This window comes from Brevundimonas sp., from assembly GCF_041648115.1.
Taxonomy (GTDB): domain Bacteria; phylum Pseudomonadota; class Alphaproteobacteria; order Caulobacterales; family Caulobacteraceae; genus Brevundimonas.
Map to the genome: position 1 here is coordinate 157,579 of NZ_JBAZPR010000001.1, position 23,948 is coordinate 181,526.

At 67.0% G+C, this 23,948-nt stretch carries 21 protein-coding genes; 12 read left to right on the top strand and 9 right to left on the bottom strand.

Annotated features, from left to right (window positions below; all coding sequences use genetic code 11):
- The first annotated feature begins 59 nt into the window (after window positions 1-59).
- The 8 genes from rpsT to gyrB all read left to right on the top strand — a co-directional run bounded on the left by rpsT (window position 60) and on the right by gyrB (window position 8,458).
- Window positions 60-329, top strand: a complete 270-nt coding sequence (rpsT, locus tag WC597_RS00790; protein WP_135194610.1) for a 30S ribosomal protein S20 — start codon at window positions 60-62, stop codon at window positions 327-329.
- Window positions 330-830: 501 nt separating this feature from the next.
- Window positions 831-2,273 (top strand): chromosomal replication initiator protein DnaA, encoded by a 1,443-nt coding sequence (gene dnaA / locus WC597_RS00795; protein WP_372691313.1) that lies wholly within the window; start codon window positions 831-833, stop codon window positions 2,271-2,273.
- A 108-nt stretch (window positions 2,274-2,381) separates the two neighbouring features.
- Window positions 2,382-3,500: a DNA polymerase III subunit beta gene (dnaN, locus tag WC597_RS00800; RefSeq protein WP_372691314.1), complete on the top strand. Its 1,119-nt coding sequence runs from the start codon at window positions 2,382-2,384 to the stop codon at window positions 3,498-3,500.
- Window positions 3,501-3,553: 53 nt separating this feature from the next.
- Window positions 3,554-3,973: a hypothetical protein gene (locus WC597_RS00805; protein WP_372691315.1), complete on the top strand. Its 420-nt coding sequence runs from the start codon at window positions 3,554-3,556 to the stop codon at window positions 3,971-3,973.
- Window positions 3,974-4,036: 63 nt separating this feature from the next.
- Complete coding sequence (gene recF / locus WC597_RS00810) at window positions 4,037-5,185, top strand: DNA replication/repair protein RecF (protein ID WP_372691316.1); 1,149 nt, start codon at window positions 4,037-4,039, stop codon at window positions 5,183-5,185.
- A gap of 45 nt (window positions 5,186-5,230) precedes the next feature.
- Window positions 5,231-5,461 (top strand): type II toxin-antitoxin system ParD family antitoxin, encoded by a 231-nt coding sequence (locus WC597_RS00815; protein ID WP_372691317.1) that lies wholly within the window; start codon window positions 5,231-5,233, stop codon window positions 5,459-5,461.
- A complete protein-coding gene (locus WC597_RS00820) occupies window positions 5,458-5,781 on the top strand; it encodes a type II toxin-antitoxin system RelE/ParE family toxin (RefSeq protein ID WP_372691318.1) in 324 nt (107 codons plus the stop codon). Before WC597_RS00815 ends, WC597_RS00820 begins: the two co-directional genes overlap by 4 nt.
- A gap of 250 nt (window positions 5,782-6,031) precedes the next feature.
- Window positions 6,032-8,458, top strand: coding sequence for a DNA topoisomerase (ATP-hydrolyzing) subunit B (gene gyrB, locus WC597_RS00825; protein WP_372691319.1), 2,427 nt, complete (start codon window positions 6,032-6,034; stop codon window positions 8,456-8,458).
- An 18-nt stretch (window positions 8,459-8,476) separates the two neighbouring features.
- On the opposite strand, the gene WC597_RS00830 is transcribed toward gyrB, so the two are convergent.
- The 6 genes from WC597_RS00830 to WC597_RS00855 all read right to left on the bottom strand — a co-directional run bounded on the left by WC597_RS00830 (window position 8,477) and on the right by WC597_RS00855 (window position 14,522).
- Window positions 8,477-8,917: a hypothetical protein gene (locus WC597_RS00830; RefSeq protein ID WP_372691320.1), complete on the bottom strand. Its 441-nt coding sequence runs from the start codon at window positions 8,915-8,917 to the stop codon at window positions 8,477-8,479.
- 87 nt (window positions 8,918-9,004) lie between these two features.
- Window positions 9,005-9,388, bottom strand: coding sequence for a DUF6491 family protein (locus WC597_RS00835; RefSeq protein WP_372691321.1), 384 nt, complete (start codon window positions 9,386-9,388; stop codon window positions 9,005-9,007).
- 26 nt (window positions 9,389-9,414) lie between these two features.
- On the bottom strand, window positions 9,415-11,247 hold the full coding sequence (gene mnmD / locus WC597_RS00840) for a tRNA (5-methylaminomethyl-2-thiouridine)(34)-methyltransferase MnmD (protein ID WP_372691322.1): 1,833 nt from the start codon (window positions 11,245-11,247) through the stop codon (window positions 9,415-9,417).
- 82 nt (window positions 11,248-11,329) lie between these two features.
- Window positions 11,330-11,641, bottom strand: a complete 312-nt coding sequence (locus WC597_RS00845; protein WP_159846703.1) for a hypothetical protein — start codon at window positions 11,639-11,641, stop codon at window positions 11,330-11,332.
- 130 nt (window positions 11,642-11,771) lie between these two features.
- On the bottom strand, window positions 11,772-12,638 hold the full coding sequence (gene motA, locus WC597_RS00850; protein WP_159846706.1) for a flagellar motor stator protein MotA: 867 nt from the start codon (window positions 12,636-12,638) through the stop codon (window positions 11,772-11,774).
- Window positions 12,639-12,722: 84 nt separating this feature from the next.
- The gene (locus tag WC597_RS00855; protein WP_372691323.1) at window positions 12,723-14,522 is read right to left on the bottom strand and encodes a long-chain-acyl-CoA synthetase; all 1,800 of its coding nucleotides are present in this window, start codon (window positions 14,520-14,522) and stop codon (window positions 12,723-12,725) included.
- A 325-nt stretch (window positions 14,523-14,847) separates the two neighbouring features.
- On the opposite strand from WC597_RS00855, the gene WC597_RS00860 reads away from it, so the two are divergent.
- The gene (locus WC597_RS00860) at window positions 14,848-15,438 is read left to right on the top strand and encodes a hypothetical protein (protein WP_372691324.1); all 591 of its coding nucleotides are present in this window, start codon (window positions 14,848-14,850) and stop codon (window positions 15,436-15,438) included.
- A 43-nt stretch (window positions 15,439-15,481) separates the two neighbouring features.
- On the opposite strand, the gene WC597_RS00865 is transcribed toward WC597_RS00860, so the two are convergent.
- Together WC597_RS00865 and WC597_RS00870 are read right to left on the bottom strand one after the other, a co-directional pair.
- Entirely contained in the window at window positions 15,482-16,807 is a 1,326-nt protein-coding gene (locus WC597_RS00865) for a sorbosone dehydrogenase family protein (protein WP_372691325.1), read from the bottom strand.
- A gap of 12 nt (window positions 16,808-16,819) precedes the next feature.
- Window positions 16,820-17,371, bottom strand: a complete 552-nt coding sequence (locus tag WC597_RS00870; RefSeq protein ID WP_372691326.1) for a lipocalin family protein — start codon at window positions 17,369-17,371, stop codon at window positions 16,820-16,822.
- 148 nt (window positions 17,372-17,519) lie between these two features.
- Here WC597_RS00870 and cysD point away from each other — a divergent pair, with 148 nt between their 5' ends.
- The 3 genes from cysD to WC597_RS00885 all read left to right on the top strand — a co-directional run bounded on the left by cysD (window position 17,520) and on the right by WC597_RS00885 (window position 21,516).
- Entirely contained in the window at window positions 17,520-18,488 is a 969-nt protein-coding gene (gene cysD / locus WC597_RS00875; protein WP_372691327.1) for a sulfate adenylyltransferase subunit CysD, read from the top strand.
- On the top strand, window positions 18,488-20,401 hold the full coding sequence (gene cysN / locus WC597_RS00880) for a sulfate adenylyltransferase subunit CysN (RefSeq protein WP_372691328.1): 1,914 nt from the start codon (window positions 18,488-18,490) through the stop codon (window positions 20,399-20,401). The genes cysD and cysN overlap by 1 nt, the downstream gene beginning before the upstream one ends.
- A 68-nt stretch (window positions 20,402-20,469) precedes the next feature.
- Window positions 20,470-21,516, top strand: coding sequence for a mechanosensitive ion channel family protein (locus tag WC597_RS00885; RefSeq protein WP_372691329.1), 1,047 nt, complete (start codon window positions 20,470-20,472; stop codon window positions 21,514-21,516).
- A gap of 147 nt (window positions 21,517-21,663) precedes the next feature.
- Here the strand turns inward: WC597_RS00885 and WC597_RS00890 are convergent, their stop codons facing one another.
- Window positions 21,664-23,802 (bottom strand): malate synthase G, encoded by a 2,139-nt coding sequence (locus WC597_RS00890; protein WP_372691330.1) that lies wholly within the window; start codon window positions 23,800-23,802, stop codon window positions 21,664-21,666.
- Window positions 23,803-23,948: the final 146 nt, after the last annotated feature.

Genomic DNA, 23,948 nt, shown 5'->3' on the forward strand with positions numbered 1-23,948 from the left:
CTTGAGATTTCCGCGCCGTGGACGTGTGCTCCGCGGCGTTTTCCGTTCGAAGGTTTGACATGGCCAACAACCCCGGCGCCCGCAAGGCGATCCGCAAGATCGAAGCGCGTACCGAAGTGAACAAGGCGCGCCGTTCGCGCGTCCGCACCTATCTGCGCAAGTTCCAGGAAGCTCTGGCCGGTGGCGACGCCGCCGTCGCCAAGACCGCTTTCGTTGAAGCTCAATCCGAGCTGATGCGCGCAGTCTCCAAGGGCGTCGTTCACAAGAACACCGGCTCGCGCAAGGTGTCGCGCCTGGCCGCCCAGCTAAAGAAGCTGTCGGCCGCCTGAGCCAAATTTAATCCGACGCAGACGGAGCAGCTGTCGCTGTTTCGTTGTGGGATTATAAAGCAATATCAACGGCGAAGGCGCGCAAGCTCCTTCGCCGTTTTGCGTTGTGTCGCTAAGGTGCAATTTTGAAATCCGCGCTCGTCGAGCAGCAGTTCGCCAGAAATTCCAAGCAGGATCAGGGTTTGACGGAGTCAAACAATTTAACTGCGAATCGACCAACGAATCAGCGTTGACCCACCCGGCTCGCAGCGTAAGTTTTGGCCTCTAACGCACTTCCATCCCAGCACGGATGAAGACGGCGCGAGGCTCAGGTTTCGCGTTGGCGGGAGATGTCTGTCCAGAGGTTCGACCCCGTCCGAAAAGCATCGCTTTTCGGCGCAGGAGAAGTCGTCCCTGAACCATCGCCCTGAAGCCGCGGAAGGTCGGATTTTGGTTTTGAACTGGGCGGGCAAGATGGTTGGGGGCGCAACGGCGATGGCGGGCGGAACGAATACGTCGGGAATGACGGACCCTGACCGCATCTGGAGCGAGGCGTCCGTGCGCCTGCGCGCCGAGATCGGCGACGGCCCTTTCTCGTCCTATATCGCCCCGTCGGCGGTCCGTCTGGACAACGCCGGCCATCTGATACTGGTCACGCCCACCGCCTATGCCCGCGACTGGGTGCGCAAGAACGCCCTGCGCCGCATGAACGAGCTGTGGCTGGGCCTGGACGGCCTAAACCGTCGCCTTGAGGTGCGTTGCCGCGCCGAAGTGGGTTCGGCCCCGCCGGCCTCGGCCGTTATGGCCGGCAATGTGGTGGACGCCGCCCCGCGTCTCGCCGCCTTCGCCTCCACGCCCCATATCGCTCCCGCCGCCCCGATCAGCGCCGCCCATATTAGCGCCGATGGGGCCCGCGCCGTGCGCGCCGCCGGCCTGCAGGACCGCCTGACCTTCGACAGCTTCGTGGAGGGTCAGGGCAACGCCTTCGCCCTGGCCATCGCCAAACAGGTCGCCAGCTGGGCCGACGGCCATTTCAACCCCGTCTTCTTCTGCGGCCCCTACGGCTACGGCAAGACCCACCTGCTGAACGCCATCGCCTGGGAGGCCCAGCGCCTGCGGCCCGAGGCCAAGGTGGTCTATCTGACCGCAGAGCGCTTCCTGTCGACCTTCGTCAAGGCGATGCAGGACCGCTCGACCGCCGCCTTCAAGGAAAGCCTGCGTTCGGCCGACATGCTGCTGCTGGACGACGTTCAGTTCGTGGGCGGCAAGACGAGCACCCAGGAAGAACTGCTCTCGACCCTGACGGCCCTGATCGAGGACGGCAAACGCATCGTCTTCTCGGCCGACCGCGCGCCGATGGCCCTGACCGAGGTCGAGCCGCGCCTGCGCAGCCATCTCGCCGCCGGCCTGACCTGCCCGGTCGAGGCGGGCGACCGCGAGCTGAAGATCGCCGTGGCCCAGAACCGTCTCAAGGCCCTGTCGGCCCTGGGCGTCGTCCAGGGCGAGGCTGACCCCGAGGTTCTGGCCCAGTTGGTGGACCGCACCCCCGGTTCGATGCGCGAGCTTGAAGGCGCCGTGAACACCTTGGCCGCCGCCGCCGGCTCGCGCCTGTCGGCCGTCTCGGTGGACGAGGCCTCGATCCTGCTGGGCGCCGCCCTGCGCGGCGGACCCGAGCGCCGCATCACCGTGGACGAGATCCAGAAGACGGTCGCCGACCACTTCAACATGAAACAGGCCGACCTGCTCAGCGAGCGCCGCACCCGTGCGGTGGCCCGCCCCCGCCAGATCGCCATGTATCTTTGCAAGCAGCACACGACCCGCTCCTACCCCGACATCGGCCGTCGTTTCGGCGGGCGCGACCACACCACGGTCCTGCACGGCGTGCGCAAGATCGAGGAGCTGATGCCGCAGGACGACCAGATCGCCCGCGACGTCGAGGCCCTGACGCGCAAGCTGCGCGGTTGAAGCTGTGGAGCAGCGGGACTGACCCGTTGCTCCCGCCGCGCAATCCGCTAGTGTCCAAGGTCACTTAACCGCGGCCATCTGCGAATCGGCCGCGCCGGGCGAGACGATATGCAGCTGACCATCGAACGATCCGCGCTCCTCAAGGCCCTGGGCCACGTGCAGAGCGTCGTCGAACGTCGAAACACCATTCCGATCCTGTCCAACGTCCTGCTGTCCGCAGGGCGTGACCGGCTGGCCTTCGCGGCCACCGATCTGGACATGGAGATGGTGGACGAGGCCGAGGCCCAGGTTCAGGTCGAGGGCCAGATCACGGCCCCCGCCCACACCCTGTACGAAATCGTGCGCAAGCTGCCGGAAGGCGCCGAGGTCTCGCTGCTCTATTCGGGTGACGATCCGCGCCTTGTCGTCTCGGCCGGTCGGTCGCGCTTCAACCTGCCGGTCCTGCCGGCGGGCGACTTCCCCGTCATGTCCACCGACAACGCCGGCGCCTCCTACGTCATGCCCAAGGAAGACCTGGCGCGCCTGATCGACAAGACCCGGTTCGCGGTCTCGACCGAGGAAACCCGCTACTATCTGAACGGTCTTTATCTGCACACCGTGTCGGAGGCCGGCGTGCCCCTGCTGCGCGCCGTCGCCACCGACGGCCACCGCCTGGCCCTGGCCGAGACCCCGGCGCCCGAGGGCGCGGCCGGCGGCCCCGGCGTGATCGTGCCGCGCAAGACCGTGGACCAGGTCCGTCGCCTGCTGGACGACGCCGGCGGCCCGGTCGAGGTCACCGTCTCGGCCCAGAAAATCCGCTTCTCCATGGGCGAGGCGTCCCTGACGTCCAAGGTCATCGACGGCGCCTTCCCCGACTATCTGCGCGTCATCCCCAAGGGCAACGACAAACAGGCCGACATCGACAACGCCCTGTTCGCCAAGGCCGTCGACCGCGTGGCCACCATCTCGGCCGAGAAGAGCCGTTCGGTGAAACTGGCGTTCGACAACGACCGCGTGAAGCTGACCGTGCGCAACATGGAGGCCGGTCAGGCCGAGGAAGAGGTCGAGATCGGCTATTCCGACGAACCGTTCGAGATCGGCTTCAACGCCCGCTACCTGCTGGACGTCGCCGGCCAGATCACCGGCGAGAACGCCGCCTTCCGCTTCGCCGACCCGGCCTCGCCCACCCTGGTCCTCGATCCGGCCGATCCGGGCGTTCAGTATGTGCTGATGCCGCTGCGGGTGTGAGCCGGCAACGGCGCGTCATAGCGATCAAACGGCTACCGTTCGTTCTGCGAGCTGTGTTCTTTGCGCTGTGCGCATGGGCGGCCTTCCAATTGATCGGGTTGGAAGATGGGTTGGTGTCGACAATCGGCTGGATTTGGTTCGCGCTGGCAGCGTGGGTCACCATCCGCATGGCGTTGAGCGCTCTGTTTCCCGCCAACCTAATTCTCTCCGAAGATGGTTTTCAGATCGACGGACTGAAGCGGCGGCCATTGATGCGATGGAGCGCAATCGACAGATTTTGGGTTCTTCGCACCCCTCTTTATGGTTACGTTTTGTATGCTTTGGTTGATCAGCCGCGGCGTGAGAACTTCGGCCTCTGGGTTTTCCGCGGTCTGCCTTCCGAGGCCGATGGCCGCCTGATGCCTTCATACGAACTGAAGGCCGAAGCACTGCTCGAAGAGCTCCACGTTTGGAAAGCTCGATACGGAACATGATACCGCGCATATCGGCGGGGCAGCCCGACTGGATCCCAGCTTCCGCCGGGATGAACGGATAGATTGAGCCTCACCTCCCTCACCCTTACCGACTTCCGCTCCTATGCAGGCGCGCGGCTGGAGATGACCTCCGAGCCTGTGGTGCTGCATGGGCCAAACGGGGCGGGCAAGACCAATCTGCTGGAGGCGATCAGCCTCCTGACCCCCGGCAAGGGGTTGCGCGGGGCTACGGCCGCCGAGATGGGCCGGCGCGAGCCCGGCGAGGCCACTGGGCGCGCCTGGGCCGTCATGGTCGAACTGGACGACGAGACCCGGCTGGGCACCGGGGTCCAGGCGGCGGGCGCGGCGCGGCGCATCGTGCGGATCGACGGCGAGACGGCGCAGCCGGGACGGCTGCTCGATTATCTGCGCCCCGTCTGGGCCACGCCCGAGCAGGATCGGCTGTTCTCGGACGCGCGGGCCGAGCGGCTGAAGTTCTTCGACCGGCTGGTGTTCGCCGCCGATCCCGATCACGCCGCCAGCGTCTCGATCTATGAAAAGGCCCTGCGCGAACGGCTGCGCCTGCTGAACGATGCGGCCGACGGGCGCGAGGCCGATCCCGTCTGGCTGGACGCACTGGAGCTTCGCCTGGGCGAGGCCGGCGCCCGCGCGGCCATCGCCCGTGTCGCCGCCCTGCACGCGCTCCAGGCCGCCATCGACGCCCGCAGCGACCGCCCCTTCCCCCAGGCCGACCTGGGGCTGGACGGCCCCGCCGAACAAATGGCCGAGACGGGCGCGGAAGAAGACGAGATCGCCGCCGCCATTCGTGAAGGCCTGGCCAAGGCCCGCGCCCGCGACGGCGCCGCCGGACGCTCCCTGTTCGGGCCGCACCGCACCGACCTGACGGCCATCCATCGCGAGAAACAGCGCCCAGCCGCCGAGGGGTCGTCGGGCGAGCAGAAGGCCCTGGTCCTGAACCTGATCCTGGCCCAGATCACCCGCCTGTCGGATCATGTCGGGACGGGGGCCGTCGCCGGGGCCGCCCGCCCCGTCCTGCTGCTGGACGAAGCCCCCGCCCACCTCGACGAACGCCGCCGCGCCGCCCTGTTCGAAGAGATCGTCGCCCTCGATCTCCAGGCCTTCATGACCGGCACCGAACGCGGCCTGTTCGCGGGTCTGGAAGGCCGCGCCCAGTTCGTCCGCGTCACCGGCGGCGCGCTGGAAAGCGATTAGATTGCCGACGGTTCGCCGTTCCGTTATCCTCGGCCCATGGCGACGATGACCCTTTCCCTGTCGGATTCATTGAAGGCTTTCATCGACGCTCAGGTCGCCGATCAGGGCCTGACCGCCGACAGCGACTACGTCCTGGCTCTGGTGCAGTTGGAGCAGGATAAGCAACGTGTCCGCGACATGCTGATCGAAGGTCGAGACTCCGGGCCGGGCCAGCCAATCGATGCGGCCTATTTCGAACGCCTGCGAGAACGCATCCGTCAACACGCGGCCAAGTGATCTTCTCGGTTTCGCCTCGGCTCGCTGCCGCACGCGATGTCGAGGAGACGGTGGACTATTACGCCATGGAGGCGGGCCAGAAAATCGCGGATCGGTTCGTCAATGCCTTGGCCAAGGCCTATGACCGTCTCGCTCATGCGCCGGAAGCCGGCTCGCCCCTTGTGGGCGCCGCGCTCGGACTCAATGGTCTTCGGACGTGGCCTATCGCCGGTTTCCCCTACCTGATCTGCTATCAAGCCGGGAATGGCGTCATCGACATCTGGCGCGTTCTTCATGCTCAGCGAGACCTCGGCAAGGCCTTGTCGACAAGCACACATTGAAGCCAGGCCGCTTCGGCGCCGGCGAACATCGTGTCGTTGTCTCTCTCCCTAGAACCAGCAGACGAGGACGGGCTTTGGGTCGTCGGCAAGAGGCCGCAGAAACCCCGCCCCAACGACCGTTTCGCTCGCAATTCCCGTCAAATTTCCTATATGTTGCGGGCTTCGGCGCGGTGCGATCCCGTGGTCGATTCGAGCGCTCTGTTCGGCGCTCCATCCCCGTCCCGGTCGGGACTTCAGAGCCAATGACTTCATGACCGATCCGATTGCCGACATGCCCGAATACGGCGCCGATTCCATCAAGGTTCTCAAAGGCCTGGACGCCGTGCGCAAACGCCCTGGCATGTATATCGGCGACACCGACGACGGCTCCGGCCTGCACCACATGGTCTATGAGGTGGTGGACAATGCCATCGACGAGGCCCTGGCCGGCCACGCGGACCTGGTCCAGGTCATCCTGAACGCCGACGGCTCGGTCACCGTGACCGACAACGGCCGCGGCATTCCCACTGGCATCCACGAGGGCGAAGGCGTCTCGGCGGCCGAGGTCATCATGACCCAGCTGCACGCGGGCGGTAAGTTCGATCAGAATTCCTACAAGGTCTCGGGCGGTCTGCACGGCGTGGGCGTGTCCGTCGTCAACGCCCTGTCCGACTGGCTGGAGCTGAAGATCTATCGCGACGGCAAGGCGCACCAGATGCGCTTCGAGCGCGGCGACACGGTCAAGTCGCTGGAGATCACCGGCGACGCCCCGATCCGCGAGGACACCGGCAAGGCCCTGAGCGGTACCGAGGTCACCTTCTATCCGTCCGTCACGACCTTCAGCCATATCGATTTCGACCTGAAGACGCTGGAGCATCGCCTGCGAGAACTGGCCTTCCTGAACTCGGGCGTGGTCATCAAGCTGGCCGACCAGCGCCACGCCGAGCCGGTCGAGATGATCCTGCACTACGAGGGCGGGGTCGAAGCCTTCGTGCGCCATCTGGACAAGTCCAAGACGCCGATCCTGAAGGACGTCATCGTCATTCGCGGCAAGAAGGAAGGGATCGAGATCGATCTCGCCCTGTGGTGGAACGACAGCTACCACGAGACGATGTTGTGCTTCACCAACAACATCCCCCAGCGGGATGGCGGCACCCACCTGTCGGCCTTCCGCGCCAGCCTGACCCGCATCATGGGCGGCTATATCGAGAGTTCGGGCGCCGGCAAGAAGGAGAAGGTCTCCGTCACCGGCGAGGATGCCCGCGAGGGCCTGACCTGCGTCCTGTCGGTCAAGGTGCCGGATCCCAAGTTTTCGAGCCAGACCAAGGACAAGCTGGTCTCGTCCGAAGTGCGCCCGGCGGTCGAGGGCCTGTGCTCCGAGGGTCTGTCGCAATGGTTCGAGGAACACCCGGTCGAGGCCAAGCAGGTCGTCGCCAAGATCATCGAGGCGGCGTCCGCGCGTGAAGCCGCCCGCAAGGCCCGCGACCTGACCCGCCGCAAGTCGGCGCTCGAAATCAGCAGCCTGCCGGGCAAGCTGGCCGACTGCCAGGAACGCGATCCCGCCAAGTCCGAACTGTTCATCGTCGAGGGCGACTCCGCCGGCGGTTCAGCCAAACAGGCGCGCAACCGCGAGAACCAGGCCGTCCTGCCCCTGCGCGGCAAGATCCTGAACGTCGAGCGCGCCCGCTTCGACCGGATGCTGTCGTCGGAACTGATCGGGACGCTGATCCTGGCGCTGGGCACAGGCATCGGCCGCGACGACTTCAACGCCGACAAGCTGCGCTATCACAAGATCATCCTGATGGCCGACGCCGACGTCGACGGCGCCCACATCCGCACCCTGCTGCTGACCTTCTTCTATCGTCAGATGCCCGAGCTGATCACGCGCGGCCACGTCTATATCGCCCAGCCGCCGCTCTACAAGGTCGCCAAGGGCAAGCAGTCGCGCTACCTCAAGGACCAGTCCGAGATGGACTCCTACCTGATCGAGGAAGGCTCGTCCGAGGCTGAGCTGGACATGTCCACCGGCGAGCGTCGCCTGGGTCTGGACCTGCAATCCCTGGTGCGTGAGGCCAAGGCCTTCAGCGCCAGCGTCGATCGCCTCAGCCAGCGCGCGCCCGCCTTCGCCATCGAACAGGCGGCCCTGGCCGGCCTGTTCGCCGAGAACTCCGACATGGCGACCGCATCGGCCGCCGCCGCCGTGCGCCTGAACCTCTATGCCGAAGAGGGCGACGGCGACTGGACCGGCGCGCCGGGCGAACAGGGCGCCGTGGTCTTCACCCGCACCCGTCGCGCGGTGCAGGAGACCATCGTTCTGGAAGAGACGCTGATCCGTTCGCTGGACGCGCGTCGTCTGGCCGAACGCGCCCAGGCGTTCGACGGCGTCTTCGTCGCCCCCGCCACATACCGCCGCAAAGACAAGTCCACGACCATTCGTGGGCCGCTGGACCTGCTGAACGCCGTGCTGGACGCCGGCAAGAAGGGCCTGTCGATCCAGCGTTACAAGGGTCTGGGCGAGATGAACCCCGAGCAGCTGTGGGAGACGACGCTGGACGTCAACGCCCGCACCCTGTTGCAGGTCTCGGTCGAGCACGAGGAAGACGCCAACGACCTGTTCGCCAAACTGATGGGCGACGTGGTCGAACCGCGCCGCGAGTTCATCCAAGAAAACGCCCTGGACGCCGCCGTCGACGTCTGACGACGAGAGGGACGCGGCCTACTGGCCGCGTCCGCCGGCGATGAATGCCGCAATCGTCGGAAACGCCGTGTTCTGGGGCCGCATCTCCTCGCAGGCGAAGGATTTGATGCCGCCGTAGATGCCGCCGCTGGGCGTCGCCTCCCACGGCGTGTCCTCGGAATAGCGGTCGGTTTCGGCGCCGTCCGCCCCATAGGTCACCGTCGCGCCTGAGCGCGACTGGCCGTCCGAACACCGCACCATCACCTCTTCGGTCTCATGGCTCAGATTGGCCACGTCGCCGTGCGCCGGCACCCGCGCCATCCGCGTCGTCGCCACGCCGTCCACCGGCGTCAGGCCGTCCAGATCGACGAGATAGACGGTGGCGTCGCTGCGCGAAAACGCGGCCCAGCTTTCCGCCGCCACGGGTGACGCCAGCGCTGCTGTCGCCATTATCGCTGCAAGACCGATTGTTCTGATCATTCTCTTCCCTCCCCAGGCAAGACGATCATTTCATACCCGAGCGCGGAAGAATTCAATCTTCCTGACGGTCCCGCAGCGGTTTTCCGATCAGGGCCGATCCCGCGAGGGCAGGGCCGCGATCTCTTCGGCCGTCAGCTTCCTGGCGATGCGGACGCGGCAAGGTTCAGGGCCGGTCGCCGGGCTGCGCAGGGTCGCCTGATCGCCGACGCACAGGTTCGATCCAGAGAGCGGCTCCAGCGCGACCGACAGGGCGCGGGTCATGTCGCGGCAGAAGGTGGTTTCGATCTGGAACACGTCGGCGCCGGACGTGCGAACATACAGGGTCTGGTCGTTGGGGGCGGTGAAGTTCCGCACTAGGCTGGGCCGGAAACATTGGGTGGCGTCGACGCGGCTGGCCGTCGTCGCGCCGGGCGATGGCGCACAGGCCGACAGCGCCAGGACGGCGGCCGAGGACAGGATGAGACGATGCATGCTTGGCTCCCGAAGCAGCCCCCCGCTCATCCTGCGCTCGCCGGCGACGGGGGTGCAAGGGGATTGCCGACGACCGCCGACCGGTGCGGCGAAACGCGCGCCGCCAGATCGCGCGGCAGCGGCGACGGTCGGTTCAGGATCAGGGCGGCGACATGCTCCGCCAGCACCGGCGCCACGCAGAAGCCGCGCGAACCCAGCCCGCCCAGCAGATAGAGACCGTCGTCCAAAGCGCCCGCCAGGGGCAGACGATCCGGCGTGGTGGCGCGGATCGCGGCGCGGCTCTGCGCCTGTCCCGCCGCCTCGATCTTGTCGGCCAGACCCGGCAGACGCGCCCGCAAGGTCGCCAGGTTTCTCGCGCTGTCGTCGTCACGCGGCGTCGTGTCGGTGTCGCCTCGGTCATGCGTCGCGCCATAGAGCACGCCATGGCCGGTCGGGACCGCATAGCCGCCCCAGGCCATGGGATGGGTAACCACGTCGCCCTCCACCCAATCCGCCTGACCCCGCACAGGCGTCAGGCGCGGCGCCGGATCATGCCCATCCAGCAGGGCGGCCGATCCCCAACCGCCGGCCATCAACACCGCATCGACCTCGGCCAGCACCGCGTCTGCTTCGCCGAACAGCCTCCAGCGGCCGTCGATCCGCTTCAGCTTCGTCACCCGTTCCGAGCGCATGTCCGCATCGCCCAGCCAGTCCGACAGCACGGCGGCGGGACGCACCGCACAGGCGCCCTTCATCGACAGACCGCCCTGCCCCGTCGTCTCGCCCGCCAGGGTCGCGGCCGCGTCTTCGTCCAGCACGGCCATCGCGCCCTCGGCCCAGATCGACTGGCACGCGATCTTTTCGAACCGGGCCGCATCGCGCGGCGCCTGGGGCAGTTGCAGCACCCCATGACCCGTCACGGCGTCCGGCGTCGCGGCATACAGATGTCCCGCCCGCCCCAGCGCCTGGGCATGCAGGGCGGCGATGCCAGTGTCGCCCGCATCCAGGCGCGGCGTGACCAGGGCCGCTGGAAAGCCAGATCCGCCCGCGCCCGGCCGTTCGGCCTCGAACACCACGGCCCGGACGCCTTGGTCCCTCAGGGCGCGCACCACAGATGCTCCCGCCACGCCGGCGCCGATCACGGCGATGCTGGGAAGCGGCACAGGCGCAAAGGCAGAAGGCAGTTGCGCCTCCAGCCGCTCGCGCTTGCGACCATGCCCGGGGCGTTTCTCGACCACGAAACCCTGCTCGGCCAGGCCCCGCCGCACGGCGCCCGCAACGGTGAAAGTGGCCAGGCGCGCACCCGGCGCGGAGCGCGCGGCGATCAGGGCCATCACCTGGGGCGACCACATGCCGGGGTTCAGCGCCGGCGAGAAACCGTCCAGGAACCAGGCGTCGGCCGCCCCCGACCACTGCTCCAACGCCCAGGCCGCGTCCCCGACCGCGAGGTCAAGCACGGCGTCGAAGCCCGGCAGGTCCACACGGTGAAACCCCGGCGTCGCGGACGGCCAGGCGTCGATCAGCGCCTGCGTCGCCTGCGCCAACTCCGGCCAGGCGCCCAGCGCCCGCGCCGCCTCGTCCGCAGTCAGCGGGTAACCCTCGATGGAAAAGATGTGCAGCCGTGCGCCCTCGGGCCGGGTCCGCCGCCACAGGTCAAGCAGGGCGGCGATGTTCAGCCCCGTGCCGAAGCCCAGCTCCGCCACCGTGAAACAGTCCCGCCCGGCCCAGGCGTCGGGCAGGCCGCATCCATCCAGGAAAACCGCCCGCGTTTCCGCCAGCCCGTCGTCGCGCGAGAAATAGACATCCCCGAACCGGCCCGAGCGCGGCTCGCCTTCTTCGGTCCAGGTCAACTGCGGCGAGGCGTCGTCATCGGAGATCATGGCCCGGCTCTAGCACCTTCGTCGCAAAGACGAAAAAGGCCGCCTCGTTCGAGGCGGCCTGATCGATGGCTTGCAGGCGAACCTAGTGGGCGGCGGGCGCGTGCGGCGGTTCGGCGGGGGCGGCGGGCGACGGCGCAGCGGCGGAGGCGTCCGCGCCCTGCATCGTCGTTGCCGCCGGGGCCGTGGTGGCGGCGGTGTCGTTCTGAATGGCCTGGTTGGCGGCGGCCTCGGCGTCCTTGGCGGCTTGATCGACCGTCAGGGCCGCTTCCTCGGCGCTGCCGGCGGCCTCGACCGCATCGGTCGCGGGGGCTTCGGCCTTTTCTTCAGGCGCCTTGCTGCAAGCGGCCAGGACCAGGACCGCAGCCGATGCGGCGACGAGGGCTTTGATACGCATGAGGACTTCTCCGAAGGCTTGCGCGAGGCTGCGCGCCCCGCACCGCAACGATAGGGCCTGCTTGCGCCGCAGGGCAAGTTACGATCCGGCAAGGCGCGATCGAAGCGGCGTCGCGCCGCAGCCGCGACTCTCAGTCGGCGGTGATGTTGTTCAGCGTCTCTTCCATCTCGCCGAACGACGGCTGGGCGGACGAGGGAATGTCGCCACGGCCGATCTCGACCGAGATCTGGGCGGCGTTGCCGTGCAGGTGGGCCACCAGCACCGACTGGATGATCTTGTAGTAGGCCGCTTCCTCATTGATGATCGCGGTCAGGCGCGCGGCGAACGGGCCGACCAGGCCATAGGCCAGGAACACGCCCATGAAGGTGCCGACCAGGGCGCCGCCGATCATGGTGCCCAGCACCTCGGGCGGCTCGGTGATCGAGCCCATGGTCTTGATGACGCCCAGCACGGCCGCGACGATGCCCAGCGCGGGCAGGCCGTCGGCCAGGGTCTGAAGGGCGTGGGCGTTTTCGAGATGCTCGTGGTGGTGCTTTTCCAGCTGCTTTTCCATCGCGTCCTCGACCTGGTGCGGATCCTCCAGGTTCATCGTCATCATCCGCAGGGTGTCGCAGATGAAGTCGACGGCGAAATGGTCCTTCAGCACCTTGGGGTACTTCTGGAAAATGGCCGATTCCTTGGGCTTTTCGATATGGCTTTCCAGCGCCACGACGCCCTTGGACTTCATGGTCTTGGTCAGCTGGAACAGCAGCGACAGCAGATCCTTGTAGTCCTGCTTCTTCCACTTGGGTCCGGCGAAGCATTTGCCCAGCCCCCCCATGGACCCTTTGATCACGGTCATGGAGTTGGAGATCATGAAGGCCGCGATGCCCGCGCCGCCGATCGCCATCAGTTCGTGGGGCGCGGCGTGCAGGATCACTTCGAACTTGCCGCCGGATATGGCGTAGCTGCCGAAGACGAGGCCGAACAGCAGCACGATGCCGATGATCTGGAACATGAAAGCGAACGATCCTGACGCGAGAGGCCTGGACTATCGCCGTTAATCATTAAGACGGCGTTTCGCGAACGCCGTCCCCCGACCTCAGATGCGACCTTCGCCGTTCAGGATGGCGGTGCGCGCCGCCGTCGTCAGCTTCTGATACCCGGCCTTGCCGCCGCGCACGTAAAGCGCCGTCCCGGTCTTTTCGGGATCGAAGCCGTCCGCGACCAGATCGGCCTTGCGATACTTGAACGTGCCGGTCGTTTCCGCCGACTTGATCAAGCGCAGGAACACCGGCTGGGCATAGGCCGGCAGCTTGGCCTCGACATGGTCGGAGAAGGCCTGGGCGTCGAACTTGCCCTCGACCACCAAGGCCGCCATCCCCGCCTTGCCGTCCTGGGCCGGCACCGGCACGCCATAGACGATGGCCTCGGTCACGCCGGGCGCATCCATCAGCACCTGTTCGACCTCGGAGGTCGAGACGTTCTCGCCCTTCCAGCGGAAGGTGTCGCCCATCCGGTCCACGAAGTAGAAATAGCCCTCGTCGTCCTGTTTCATCAGGTCGCCGGTGCGAAACCAGCGGTCGCCCTTCTTGAACACGTCGGTCAGGATCTTCTTCTGCGACGCGGCCTTGTCGGCATAGCCCGAGAAGTCGTGGCGGATGTCGTTGCCGATCAGGCCGATGGCCTCGCCCACCTCGCCCACGCGCGCCAGGCGGCACAGGCCGTCGGAGCCGCGAATGGGCTGTTCGGTCTCGACGTCGAACTCGACCAGGCGAATATTGATCTGCGACTTCAGGAAGCTGGGCACGCGGCCGATGGCGCCCTGTTTGCCGTCGAAGTTGAACAGCGAGACATTGCCCTCGGTCGAGCCGTAGAACTCAAGGATCTCGGGGATGCGGAACCGGCTCTGGAAGTCGGGCCAGACATCGGCGCGCAGGCCGTTGCCGAACGCCAGCCGCAGCTTGTGCTTGGTCTCGTCCTCATGCGGCGGACAGTTGACCAGATAGCGGCACAGCTCGCCGATATAGACGAACATGGTCGCGCCCGACGACCGCACGTCGGGCCAGAACGTGCTGGCCGAGAACTTCTTGCGGATCACCAGCCGGGCGCCATTCAACAGGGCCGCCCCCACCCCGACCAGACCGCCGGTCGAGTGATACAGCGGCAGGACGTTGAAGATCCGATCCTCGGGCGTCGAACGCGTGGCGCCGGCGAAGGCGCGCATATAGGTGCGGGCGCGCGAATGCGGGATGCGCGCCGCCTTGGGCAGGCCGGTCGTGCCGGACGTATAGATATAAAGCGCGGTGTCGCGGTTGGTCAGACCCTCGCGCGCCGACTTGGACGGCCGCACGGACGAGCCGCCACGCACGGGTTTGTCCAGGCCGCGACGGTCGCTGGTCTCCAGATCGTCGGGCAGGCCCAGCACCCAGAGCGCCAGATTGTGATCGACCAGAGGCCGCGCCTCCTCGATCTGGCGCCAGCAGTCCTCGTCGGCGACGACGTTGAAGGCGTTCGAGATGGCCAGACAGTGCGCCAGCCCCTGCCCGTTCAGATTGGTGTTGATCAGGGCCGTGGCGATGCCGACCTTGGAGAAACCGATCCACGCCGCCAGATATTCGATCCTGTTGGTCATCATCAGGGCGATGGTGTCGCTGCGGCGCAGGCCCCGGTTCTTGGCCCAGTGGGCGAAGCGGTTCGCCATGGCGTCCAGGTCGCGATAGGTCAGGGTGCGCTGACCGTCGTCGATGGCGATATTGTCAGCGAACTTGTCCACCGCCTCTTCGAAGTCGTCACAAAGCAGGACATCGCTGTCCAGCTCGATCGGCTTGATGCGCTTGAGCAGGCGGAACAGGCCGCGAGCGAACCGGACGTCCCGACGGATATTCGCTACAAAACCCATGCGCGCCGTGCCTCCGGTCAATGCGTGTTCCACCCGGCCCGGTGATGGACGAAGGGGGGGCGTCGGGTCAACCGCGCCGTCCGCGATCCCTCGCGCACCCGACGGATTGGCGTCAGCCGTGACCCATTTGTTCTGTTGACGCCGGGGAAATCCAGAGGCGGCGCCTGCTTTTTATTGCCGCATTCCCCGCCGATCCGGCCGCAAAGGGCGCGGTTGTCGCCGCATTCCGGGCGAGAAGGGTGTTTCTTCGGGGCTTTTGCGCCGACGGCGGAACGACGTTGCGAGACGGCGGGTTGGTTGATCAACGTTATGGAGGACAGAAACAATGTCGATGACCTACGCCAACGCCGAGACCGAAGCCCGCACCGAGGACACCGCCTTCGTGCCGCGTTACGCCCGCAACACCAAAGCCAAGAAGTCGGTGAAGACCTGGATGATCCTGGCCCCTATCGGCGCCGTCGTGCTGCTGGGCAGCGGCGTCGCCATGGTGATGGGCGGCGGTGAACAGGCGGCGCCCGCGCCGGCCGCCGAGGCTGCGGCCCCTGCGATGCAGACCGCGCCCGCCGCGATGACCGCCGCCGAGACGCCCGTAATGCCGACCGCTTCGATGGAGACCGCTCCGGCCCCGACCGCCGCGCCTACGCCGGCTGCGCCCGCCCCGGTCGCCCGTCGTGCTGAACCTCGCGCTGAGCCGGTCGCCCGTCGCGCCGCCCCGGCTGCTGAACGCCCGGCCGCCGCTCGCGTCGAGACGCCGGCTGTCCCGACGGGTCCTCAGCCCTATGCGGCCCCAGCCAGCCCTACGGCCAGCACCAGCCAGCTAAACGCCGCGCCTGCTGCGGCCCCGGCGCCGGCTCCGGTCGTGACCACGCCGGTCCAGCCGACGGCCCCGTCGATTTCGGTTCAACCGCTGAACTGATCGTCGTCAAATGAGAAAAGCCCCGGCTACGGCCGGGGCTTTTTTATGCGCCCGCCGTCACGCGCCAGATGGCATTGCCCACGTCGTCCGCGACCAGCAACGCGCCCAGCCGGTCGATCTGAACCCCGACCGGCCGCCCCTGGGCCTGACCCTGGGCGTTCAGGAAACCGGTCAGCACATCCTGCGGCGGGCCAGCCGGAAGACCGTCCACGAACGGCACGAAGATCACCTTGTAGCCGCTGCGTACGCTGCGGTTCCACGAGCCGTGCTGACCCACGAAGGTGCCGGATCGCCAGGCTGACGGCAACAGCGTGGCCCTGTCTCCGAACGTCAGCCCCAGAGACGCCGTATGGGCGCCAAGGGCGTAATCCGGCCGAATGGCGCGCGCAACCATCGCCGGATTCGCGGGCGGCCGCGCATCGATGTGCTGGCCGTAATAGCTCCACGGCCAGCCATAGAAGGCGCCCGGCGTCACCGAGGTCATATAGTCCGGCACCAGATCGTCGCCGATCTCGTCGCGTTCGTTGACCGCCACCCACAGCTTCCCGCTCTGCGGGTTCCAGTCCATACCCACCGGATTGCGCAGGCCCGAGGCATAGACCCGCCGCGTCCCCGTCGCCGGATCGATCTCCAGGATGGCGGCGCGGTCCACCTCTTCGTCCAGGCCGTTCTCGCCGACGTTCGAATTGGACCCGACCCCGACATAGAGCCGGCTTCCGTCAGGGCTGGCGACCAGGCTCTTGGTCCAGTGGTGATTGCGACCGGCTGGCAGGTCTACGATCTTGGTCGCGGCGGCGTCGATCCACGTCTGTCCCGTCTGGTAAGGGAATGCGACCACCGCGTCGGCGTTGGCGATGTACAGCCGGTCCCCGACCAGGGCCATTCCGAACGGCGAGTTCAGGCCGGTCAGGAAATCCGTCTTCGTCTCCGCCACCCCGTCGCCGTCGGCGTCGCGCAGCAGGACGATCCGGTTCGGGCTAGGCACGCCGGCGCCCGCCTTGCCCATGACCTTGCCCATCACCCAGCCGCGCAGACCGCCCTTCTTGTCCTCAGGCTTGGGCGGCGCATTGGACTCCGCAACCAGGATGTCGCCGTTGGGCAGTCGATAGAGCCAGCGCGGATGGTACAGCCCCGTCGCGAACGCCTGCACCCGCAACCCCGCCGCCGCGACCGGCGTCGCACCCTGGGACCAGCTTGCCGCCGGGGCGATGTTGACGGTCGGGATAAGACCCTTGCGGGGCGCCAGCAGTTCAGGATTGGCGCCGAACCCCGCCTCCGACGGCAGCGCCGTTTGCCCGGCACAAGCCGCCAGCCCCATCACGGCCGCAACGACGGTCGAGAGGAGCAGGGTCTTCGACGTGGCGGACATGATCGCGAAGCCTCAGCGAGGGGGTTGGGCGGGGAACTCCAGCCGATTGACATCATAGCCCAAGGCCCGCGCCCGTTCGGTCAGGCTGCGAACCTGCGCCGCGCTGGGCAACTCGCGCGTATAGATGAACAGGCGTTCGAACGTCGGATCGGCCGAGATGAACCAGCTGTAGTCGTCCGCCCGGTCCAGAACCCAGTAGTCCCAGGTCACGAACCCGGCCAGATACTTGACCCTCAGCTTGACGTTCGTGCCGGGATCGAGAATCTCGCCCCGCCCGCCGATGGCCTTTTCCTTGCCCTGCGGCGTGCCGACCTGACAGGTGTCGCGCACATCGACGCGCGTGCCCTCAACCGGCGTATAGATGGACGCGCCGGCGACGCAGCCGTCGGTCAGCCGATCCGGCAGACGCGCGATCTCGTGCCAGCGCCCGGACCACAGACGCTGGACATCCACAGGCTTGGCGGGCTGGGGCGCGCGGTATTCGGATGGAGACGGGGCCGTGACGCAACCGGCCATGGCGACGACGGCGACGGCCGAGGCCATCAAGGATTTCAGGCTGGACATGAGCGTTTCCGTTTTGAAGCCATAAGCCGCTTTCGGCGATCCTGGTTCCGTTACGTTCCGGCGCAGAAATCGGACGCCACGGGCCGAAAATCTCACAGCGGACGACAGTAACCCTCGCTTGTCCCCTGGCGCGCATTGGCGTTGTCACATGGCGTTCGACGGAGACGCCTCGGTGAATATCGCCACCCTGACCAGAAACAGCCTCACCCTGCCCCCCGCACGCCTGACCCACCTTCAGCGGCTGGAGGCCGAGAGCATCCACATCCTGCGCGAGGTGGCGGCCGAGTCCGAGCGCCCGGTCATGCTGTATTCCATCGGCAAGGATTCGGCCGTGATGCTGCATCTGGCGAAGAAAGCCTTTTATCCGTCGCGCCCGCCCTTCCCCCTGCTGCACGTCGACACGACGTGGAAGTTCCGCGCCATGTACGCCCTGCGCGAACAGGCGGCGGCCGACCTGGGCGTCGAGCTGCTGGTGCACCAAAACCCCGAAGCCGTCGCGCGCGGGATAAATCCATTCGACCACGGCTCGGCCCTGCATACCGATCTGTGGAAGACGGAAGGGCTGAAACAGGCCCTGACCCTGCACGGCTTCGACGCAGCCTTCGGCGGCGCCCGGCGCGACGAGGAGAAGTCGCGGGCCAAGGAGCGGATATTCTCCTTCCGCACGGCCGAGCACCGCTGGGATCCCAAGAACCAGCGGCCCGAGCTTTGGCGGCTCTACAACACAAGGAAACGGCCCGGCGAGAGTATCCGCGTCTTCCCCATCTCCAACTGGACCGAGCTGGATGTCTGGCAATACATCCATCTGGAACAGATCCCGATCGTGCCCCTCTACCTCGCCGCCGAACGGCCGGTGGTCGAGCGTGACGGCGCCCTGATCATGGTCGACGACGACCGGTTCCGGCTGCGGCCCGGCGAGACGCCGCAGATGAAGTCAGTCCGCTTCCGCACCCTGGGCTGCTACCCCCTGACCGGGGCGGTCGAGAGCACGGCCGCGACCCTGCCCGAGGTCATTCAGGAAATGTTGCTGACCACCACGTCCGAGCGGCAGGGACGGATGATCGACCACGACCAGTCGGCCTCGATGGAGAAGAAGAAGCAGGAGGGCTATTTCTGATGGCTCACCAATCGGACCTGATCGCCCGCGACATTGACGCCTATCTGGACGCCCACCAGCACAAGAGCCTGCTGCGCTTCATCACCTGCGGCAGCGTGGACGACGGCAAGTCCACGCTGATCGGCCGGCTGCTCTACGACTCCAAGATGATCTTCGAGGATCAGATGGCGGCGCTGGAGGCGGACAGCCGCCGCGTCGGCACCCAGGGCGGCGACATCGACTTCGCCCTGCTGGTCGATGGTCTGGCGGCCGAGCGCGAACAGGGCATCACCATCGACGTGGCCTATCGTTTCTTCTCGACCGAAAAGCGCAAATTCATCGTCGCCGACACGCCGGGCCACGAACAATATACCCGTAACATGGTCACGGGCGCCTCGACCGCCGACGCCGCCGTCATCCTGATCGACGCGCGGCGCGGCGTGCTGACCCAGACGCGGCGTCACGCCTATCTGGTCAGCCTGCTGGGCATCCGTCACGTCATCCTGGCGGTCAACAAGATGGACCTGATGGGCTGGTCTCAGTCCGTGTTCGACGCCATCGTCGCCGACTTTTCCGCCTTCGCCAGTCAGATCGGGCTGAAGACCTTCGACGCCATCCCCATGTCGGCCCTGCGCGGCGACAACATTACTGAGGCCAGCGCCCATTCGCCCTGGTACTCAGGCCCTCCTTTGATGAGCTTGCTGGAAACGCTGGAGGTCGGCGACGATCTTCAGGCCGATCCGTTCCGTCTGCCGGTCCAGTGGGTCAACCGGCCCAATCTCGATTTCCGGGGCTTCTCCGGCCAGATCGCCGCCGGAACCGTGCGCACCGGCGATCCCGTCCGCGTCCTGCCGTCAGGCAAGACCTCGATTGTCGCCCGCATCGTCACCGCCGACGGCGACCTGGATCAAGCCGTCGCCGGCCAGTCGATCACCCTGACCCTGACCGACGAGATCGACGTGTCGCGCGGCGACGTCCTGGCCAGCGCCGACGCCCCACCCGAGGCGGCGGATCAGTTCGAGGCCACCGTGGTCTGGATGGACGACGAGCCGCTGTTGCCGGGCCGGCCTTACCTGCTGAAGATCGGCGCCAAACTGGTCGGGGCGACCATCACCGAGCCCAAGCACAAGGTGAACGTCAACACCCTGGAGCAGCAGCCCGCCAAGCGGCTGGAACTGAACGAGATCGGCGTCTGCAACCTGTCGCTGGACACCCCCGTCGCTTTCGCCCCCTACAGCCAGAACAAGGACCTGGGCGGCTTCATCCTGATCGACCGGATCTCGAACCGCACGGTCGGGGCGGGCCTGCTGAACTTCGCCCTGCGTCGCGCCCACAACATCCACTGGCAGGCCCTGTCGGTGGACAAGGCCGCGCGCGCCGCGATCAAGAACCAGAAGGGCCGCGTCATCTGGCTGACCGGCCTGTCCGGTGCCGGTAAATCCACCATCGCCGACCTGGTGGAAAAGCGGCTGCACGCCGACGGTCGCCACACCACCCTGCTGGACGGCGACAATGTCCGCCACGGCCTGAACCGCGACCTGGGCTTCACCGAGGAGGACCGGGTCGAGAACATCCGCCGCGTCGCCGAGGTGTCGAAACTGATGGTGGACGCCGGCCTGATCGTCCTGGTCAGCTTCATCTCGCCCTTCCGCGCCGAGCGCCGCATGGCCCGCGACCTGTTGGGCGAGGGCGAGTTCGTCGAGGTCCACGTCGATACGCCTCTGGCGGTCGCGGAGGCCCGCGACGTCAAGGGCCTCTACAAGAAGGCCCGTGCCGGCAAACTGAAGAACTTCACCGGCATCGACAGCCCCTACGAAGCGCCCGAACGTCCCGAGATCGTCGTCGACACCACCACGATGTCGCCTGAAGACGCCGCCGAGCGGATCGTCGCCTGGCTGGACGGCCGGTTCTCGACCGAGGATTTCAGCATCTGACCCTTGGCGGTGGGGCGCGGCTAGGTCACCTTGGAACCTTGACCGTTCGACATACGCTTTAGAGGCCGATGACCAATCCGATCCAGAAGCTGGGCCTCGACACCATCGAGCAGTCGCAGATCGCCCGCATCGCCGGGATCAATCTGACGATCGGCGGCCTGATCAGCGCCGGGGTGATCCTGCTGGTCGCCTTCGCCGCCCACTGGCTGGTGACGCGGTCGCTGCGCCGACTGCGCGAGCGTGCGGATCGCAGCCGCCAGGCCGTCTATCTGCTGGAGCGTCTGGCCGGGTACGCCATCATCGTCGTGGGCATCATGTCGGCCCTGTCGGCGGCGGGGCTGAACCTGTCGTCCCTGACGGTCTTCGCCGGCGCTCTGGGCATCGGCGTCGGTCTGGGGCTTCAGGGCGTGGTCAAGGAGTTCGTCTCCGGCCTGTTCCTGATCTTCGACCGGATGGTGTCGGTCGGCGACTATATCGAGATCGAGGACATCGGCATCCGCGGCGCCATCATGGAGATCGGCCCGCGCGCCACCCGCGTCCGCACCAACGACAACGTCAATGTCCTGGTGCCCAATTCGCGCTTCATCGAACAGCCTGTGACCAACTGGACGCTGAAGGGCGACACTCGCCGCATCCATGTGCCCTTCTCGGTGGCCTATGGCTCGGACAAGGGTCGGGTTCGCGACGCCGTTCTGGCCGCCGCCCGCGCCAGCCCCTTCACCCTGCCCGAGACCGAGGCGCGCAAGAGCCAGGTCTGGCTGGTGGCGTTCGGCGACAAGGGCCTGTCGTTCGAACTGCTGGTCTGGCCGACGCGCGAGGCGGTCAAACGCCCCGCCGCCATGCACGCAGCCTATACCTGGCTGATCGCCGACGCGCTGGAGGCGGCGGGCGTCGAGGTGCCGGTGCCCCAGACCGACCTTCGCCTGCGCACCGCCTTCGGCCTTGAGGGCGACGAGGCCCTGAAACGGCTCGGCTATGGCGTGGGCGCCCTGCCCCGACCGGTCGCTCCCCAACGCAGCGCCCAAACCGCCAACGACGCCGCCGACGACGTCATGGCCGATGACGAGGTTGAGACGCCGGAGACGCTCCCTGCACCGAGCGTACGGACGGATTAAAATAACCCGTCACCCTCGGGCTCGTCCCGAGGGCCCACCCATCCGTCGCACGGTAAAGGACGTGGATCAGCGATCTCGATCCGCCCCCAAACGCCCGCGTCTGCATCAGCCGTAGGCCCTCGGGACGGGCCCGAGGGTGACGGGTTTTTAGTGTTGCGCCTTCGCCTTCAATCGCCAGGCATGCAGCAGCGGCTCGGTATAGCCGTTCGGCTGTTCCACCCCCTCGAACACCAGGGCCCGCGCCGCCTGATAGGCCAGGCTGTTCTCAGGGTTCGCCGCCATCGCCCGATACAGCGGATCGCCCGCGTTTTGCCCATCGACCTTGGCCGCCATGCGCAGGAAAGCGGCGTCCACCTGTTCCGCCGTACAGACCCCGTGCAGCAGCCAGTTGGCGATATGCTGCGAACTGATCCTGAGCGTCGCGCGGTCCTCCATCAGGCCGATGTCGTGGATGTCGGGCACCTTCGAACACCCCACCCCCTGATCGATCCAGCGCACCACATAGCCGAGGATGCCCTGGGCGTTGTTGTCCAGTTCGGCCGCCACCTCGTCCTCGGACCAGTTGACGCCGTGCGCCAGGGGCGGGGTCAGCAGGGCCTCCAGCCCCGGCGTCGGCTGCTCCGCGACTTCCTTCTGCACCGCGAACACATCGACGGCGTGATAGTGCAGCGCATGCAGGGTCGCCGCCGTCGGCGACGGCGTCCAGGCCGTGTTGGCGCCCGTCCGGGGGTGGGCGATCTTCTGCTCCAGCATGTCGGCCATCCGATCCGGCGCGGCCCACATGCCCTTGCCGATCTGGGCCTTGCCCGACAGGCCGCATTTCAGGCCGATGGCGACGTTGCGCGCCTCATAGGCCGTGATCCAGGCGCTGGACTTGATGTCCGCCTTTCGCACCACCGGCCCGGCCTGCATGGCGGTGTGGATCTCGTCGCCGGTGCGGTCCAGAAAGCCGGTGTTGATGAAGACGATCCGGTCCTTCACCGCCTGAATGCACGCCGCCAGATTGGCTGAGGTCCGCCGCTCCTCGTCCATCACCCCGACCTTGATCGCATGGCGCGGCAGAGCCAGCAGATCCTCGACCGCGTCGAACAGCCGGTCGGTGAAGGCGGCCTCTTCCGGCCCGTGCATCTTGGGTTTGACGATATAGACCGACCCCGTCGCGCTGTTGCCGAACCCACCCAGCCCCTTGATGTCATAGAGCGCGATCAGGCTGGTCAGGATCGCATCCATGATCCCCTCGGGCGCATCCGACCCGTCGGCCAGACGAATGGCCGGCGTGGTCATCAGATGTCCGACGTTGCGCACGAACAGCAGGCTGCGCCCCTTCAGGATCACCGACGATCCGTCCGCCGCCGTCCATTGGCGATCCGGCTCCAGCGCGCGGGTCAGGGTCTCGCCGCCCTTCCTGAACGTCGCCGACAGATCGCCCCGCATCAGACCCAGCCAGTTGCGATAGGCCTCGGCCTTGTCCGAGGCATCGACGGCGGCGACGGAATCCTCCAGATCGACGATGGTCGTCAGGGCCGATTCCAGCACCACGTCCGCCAGACCCGCCGCATCGCCACGCCCGACCGGATGGCTGCGGTCAATGACCAGTTCGATGTGCATGCCGTTGTGCGCCAGCAGGATCGACGCGGGCGACGCCGCCTCGCCCGTAAACCCGACGAACTGTCCCGCATCTTTCAACGCGGGCGACAGTGCGCCGTCGATGACCGACCAGCCGGCCACGTCCGCATGCGACCCTTCGGCCAGAGGCGCCGCCTCGTCCAGGAAGGCCTTGGCCCGCGCCACCACCCGCGCCCCGCGCGCCGCGTCATAACCGCCGCCGGCCGGCAGATCGCCCAGGGCGTCCGTGCCATACAGGGCGTCATACAGACTGCCCCACCGCGCATTGGCGGCGTTCAGCAGAAAGCGCGCGTTCAGCACCGGCACCACCAACTGCGGCCCGGCCATCTGCGCGATCTCGGCGTCCACGCCCTCGGTTTCGATGGAAAACGCCGCCGGCTCATCGACCAGATAGCCGATCTCTCTCAGGAACGCCTCCGACGCCCCCACGTCATAGGGCTGACCCCGCCGCGCCCGATGCCAGTGGTCGATCTGGGCCTGCAAGGCGTCGCGTCGCTCCAGCAACGCCCGGTTTTCCGGCGCGAACCGCTCGAAGATATTCGCCGCCCCGGCCCAGAAGCTCGCCCCATCCAGGCCCAGCCCCGGCAGCACATCCTGCTCGATCAGGGCGATCAGCTCGCCCGCGACCTTCAGCCCGGCGCGATCTTCATGGGTCGTCATGACGGCCTCTCCCCGGCGCGACGCCGGCCTGTAACAATGCGTGATCAGGTAAGCCGAGGCCGCGCCGCTCCGCAAGGGTCACGTCGCGTCATCGCGGTCGCTTTTCGTCAAAGACAGGCCGTTCGAGCCCCGCACCCGGTCAGAAA

Coding starts and splice junctions, on each gene's coding strand:
- rpsT (WP_135194610.1), top strand. CDS start 60: ATGGCCAACAACCCCGGCGCCCGCAAGGCGATCCGCAAGATCGAAGCG.
- dnaA (WP_372691313.1), top strand. CDS start 831: ATGACGGACCCTGACCGCATCTGGAGCGAGGCGTCCGTGCGCCTGCGC.
- dnaN (WP_372691314.1), top strand. CDS start 2,382: ATGCAGCTGACCATCGAACGATCCGCGCTCCTCAAGGCCCTGGGCCAC.
- WC597_RS00815 (WP_372691317.1), top strand. CDS start 5,231: ATGACCCTTTCCCTGTCGGATTCATTGAAGGCTTTCATCGACGCTCAG.
- gyrB (WP_372691319.1), top strand. CDS start 6,032: ATGACCGATCCGATTGCCGACATGCCCGAATACGGCGCCGATTCCATC.
- WC597_RS00830 (WP_372691320.1), bottom strand. CDS start 8,917: ATGATCAGAACAATCGGTCTTGCAGCGATAATGGCGACAGCAGCGCTG.
- WC597_RS00835 (WP_372691321.1), bottom strand. CDS start 9,388: ATGCATCGTCTCATCCTGTCCTCGGCCGCCGTCCTGGCGCTGTCGGCC.
- mnmD (WP_372691322.1), bottom strand. CDS start 11,247: ATGATCTCCGATGACGACGCCTCGCCGCAGTTGACCTGGACCGAAGAA.
- WC597_RS00845 (WP_159846703.1), bottom strand. CDS start 11,641: ATGCGTATCAAAGCCCTCGTCGCCGCATCGGCTGCGGTCCTGGTCCTG.
- motA (WP_159846706.1), bottom strand. CDS start 12,638: ATGTTCCAGATCATCGGCATCGTGCTGCTGTTCGGCCTCGTCTTCGGC.
- WC597_RS00855 (WP_372691323.1), bottom strand. CDS start 14,522: ATGGGTTTTGTAGCGAATATCCGTCGGGACGTCCGGTTCGCTCGCGGC.
- WC597_RS00860 (WP_372691324.1), top strand. CDS start 14,848: ATGTCGATGACCTACGCCAACGCCGAGACCGAAGCCCGCACCGAGGAC.
- WC597_RS00865 (WP_372691325.1), bottom strand. CDS start 16,807: ATGTCCGCCACGTCGAAGACCCTGCTCCTCTCGACCGTCGTTGCGGCC.
- WC597_RS00870 (WP_372691326.1), bottom strand. CDS start 17,371: ATGTCCAGCCTGAAATCCTTGATGGCCTCGGCCGTCGCCGTCGTCGCC.
- cysD (WP_372691327.1), top strand. CDS start 17,520: ATGGCGTTCGACGGAGACGCCTCGGTGAATATCGCCACCCTGACCAGA.
- cysN (WP_372691328.1), top strand. CDS start 18,488: ATGGCTCACCAATCGGACCTGATCGCCCGCGACATTGACGCCTATCTG.
- WC597_RS00885 (WP_372691329.1), top strand. CDS start 20,470: ATGACCAATCCGATCCAGAAGCTGGGCCTCGACACCATCGAGCAGTCG.
- WC597_RS00890 (WP_372691330.1), bottom strand. CDS start 23,802: ATGACGACCCATGAAGATCGCGCCGGGCTGAAGGTCGCGGGCGAGCTG.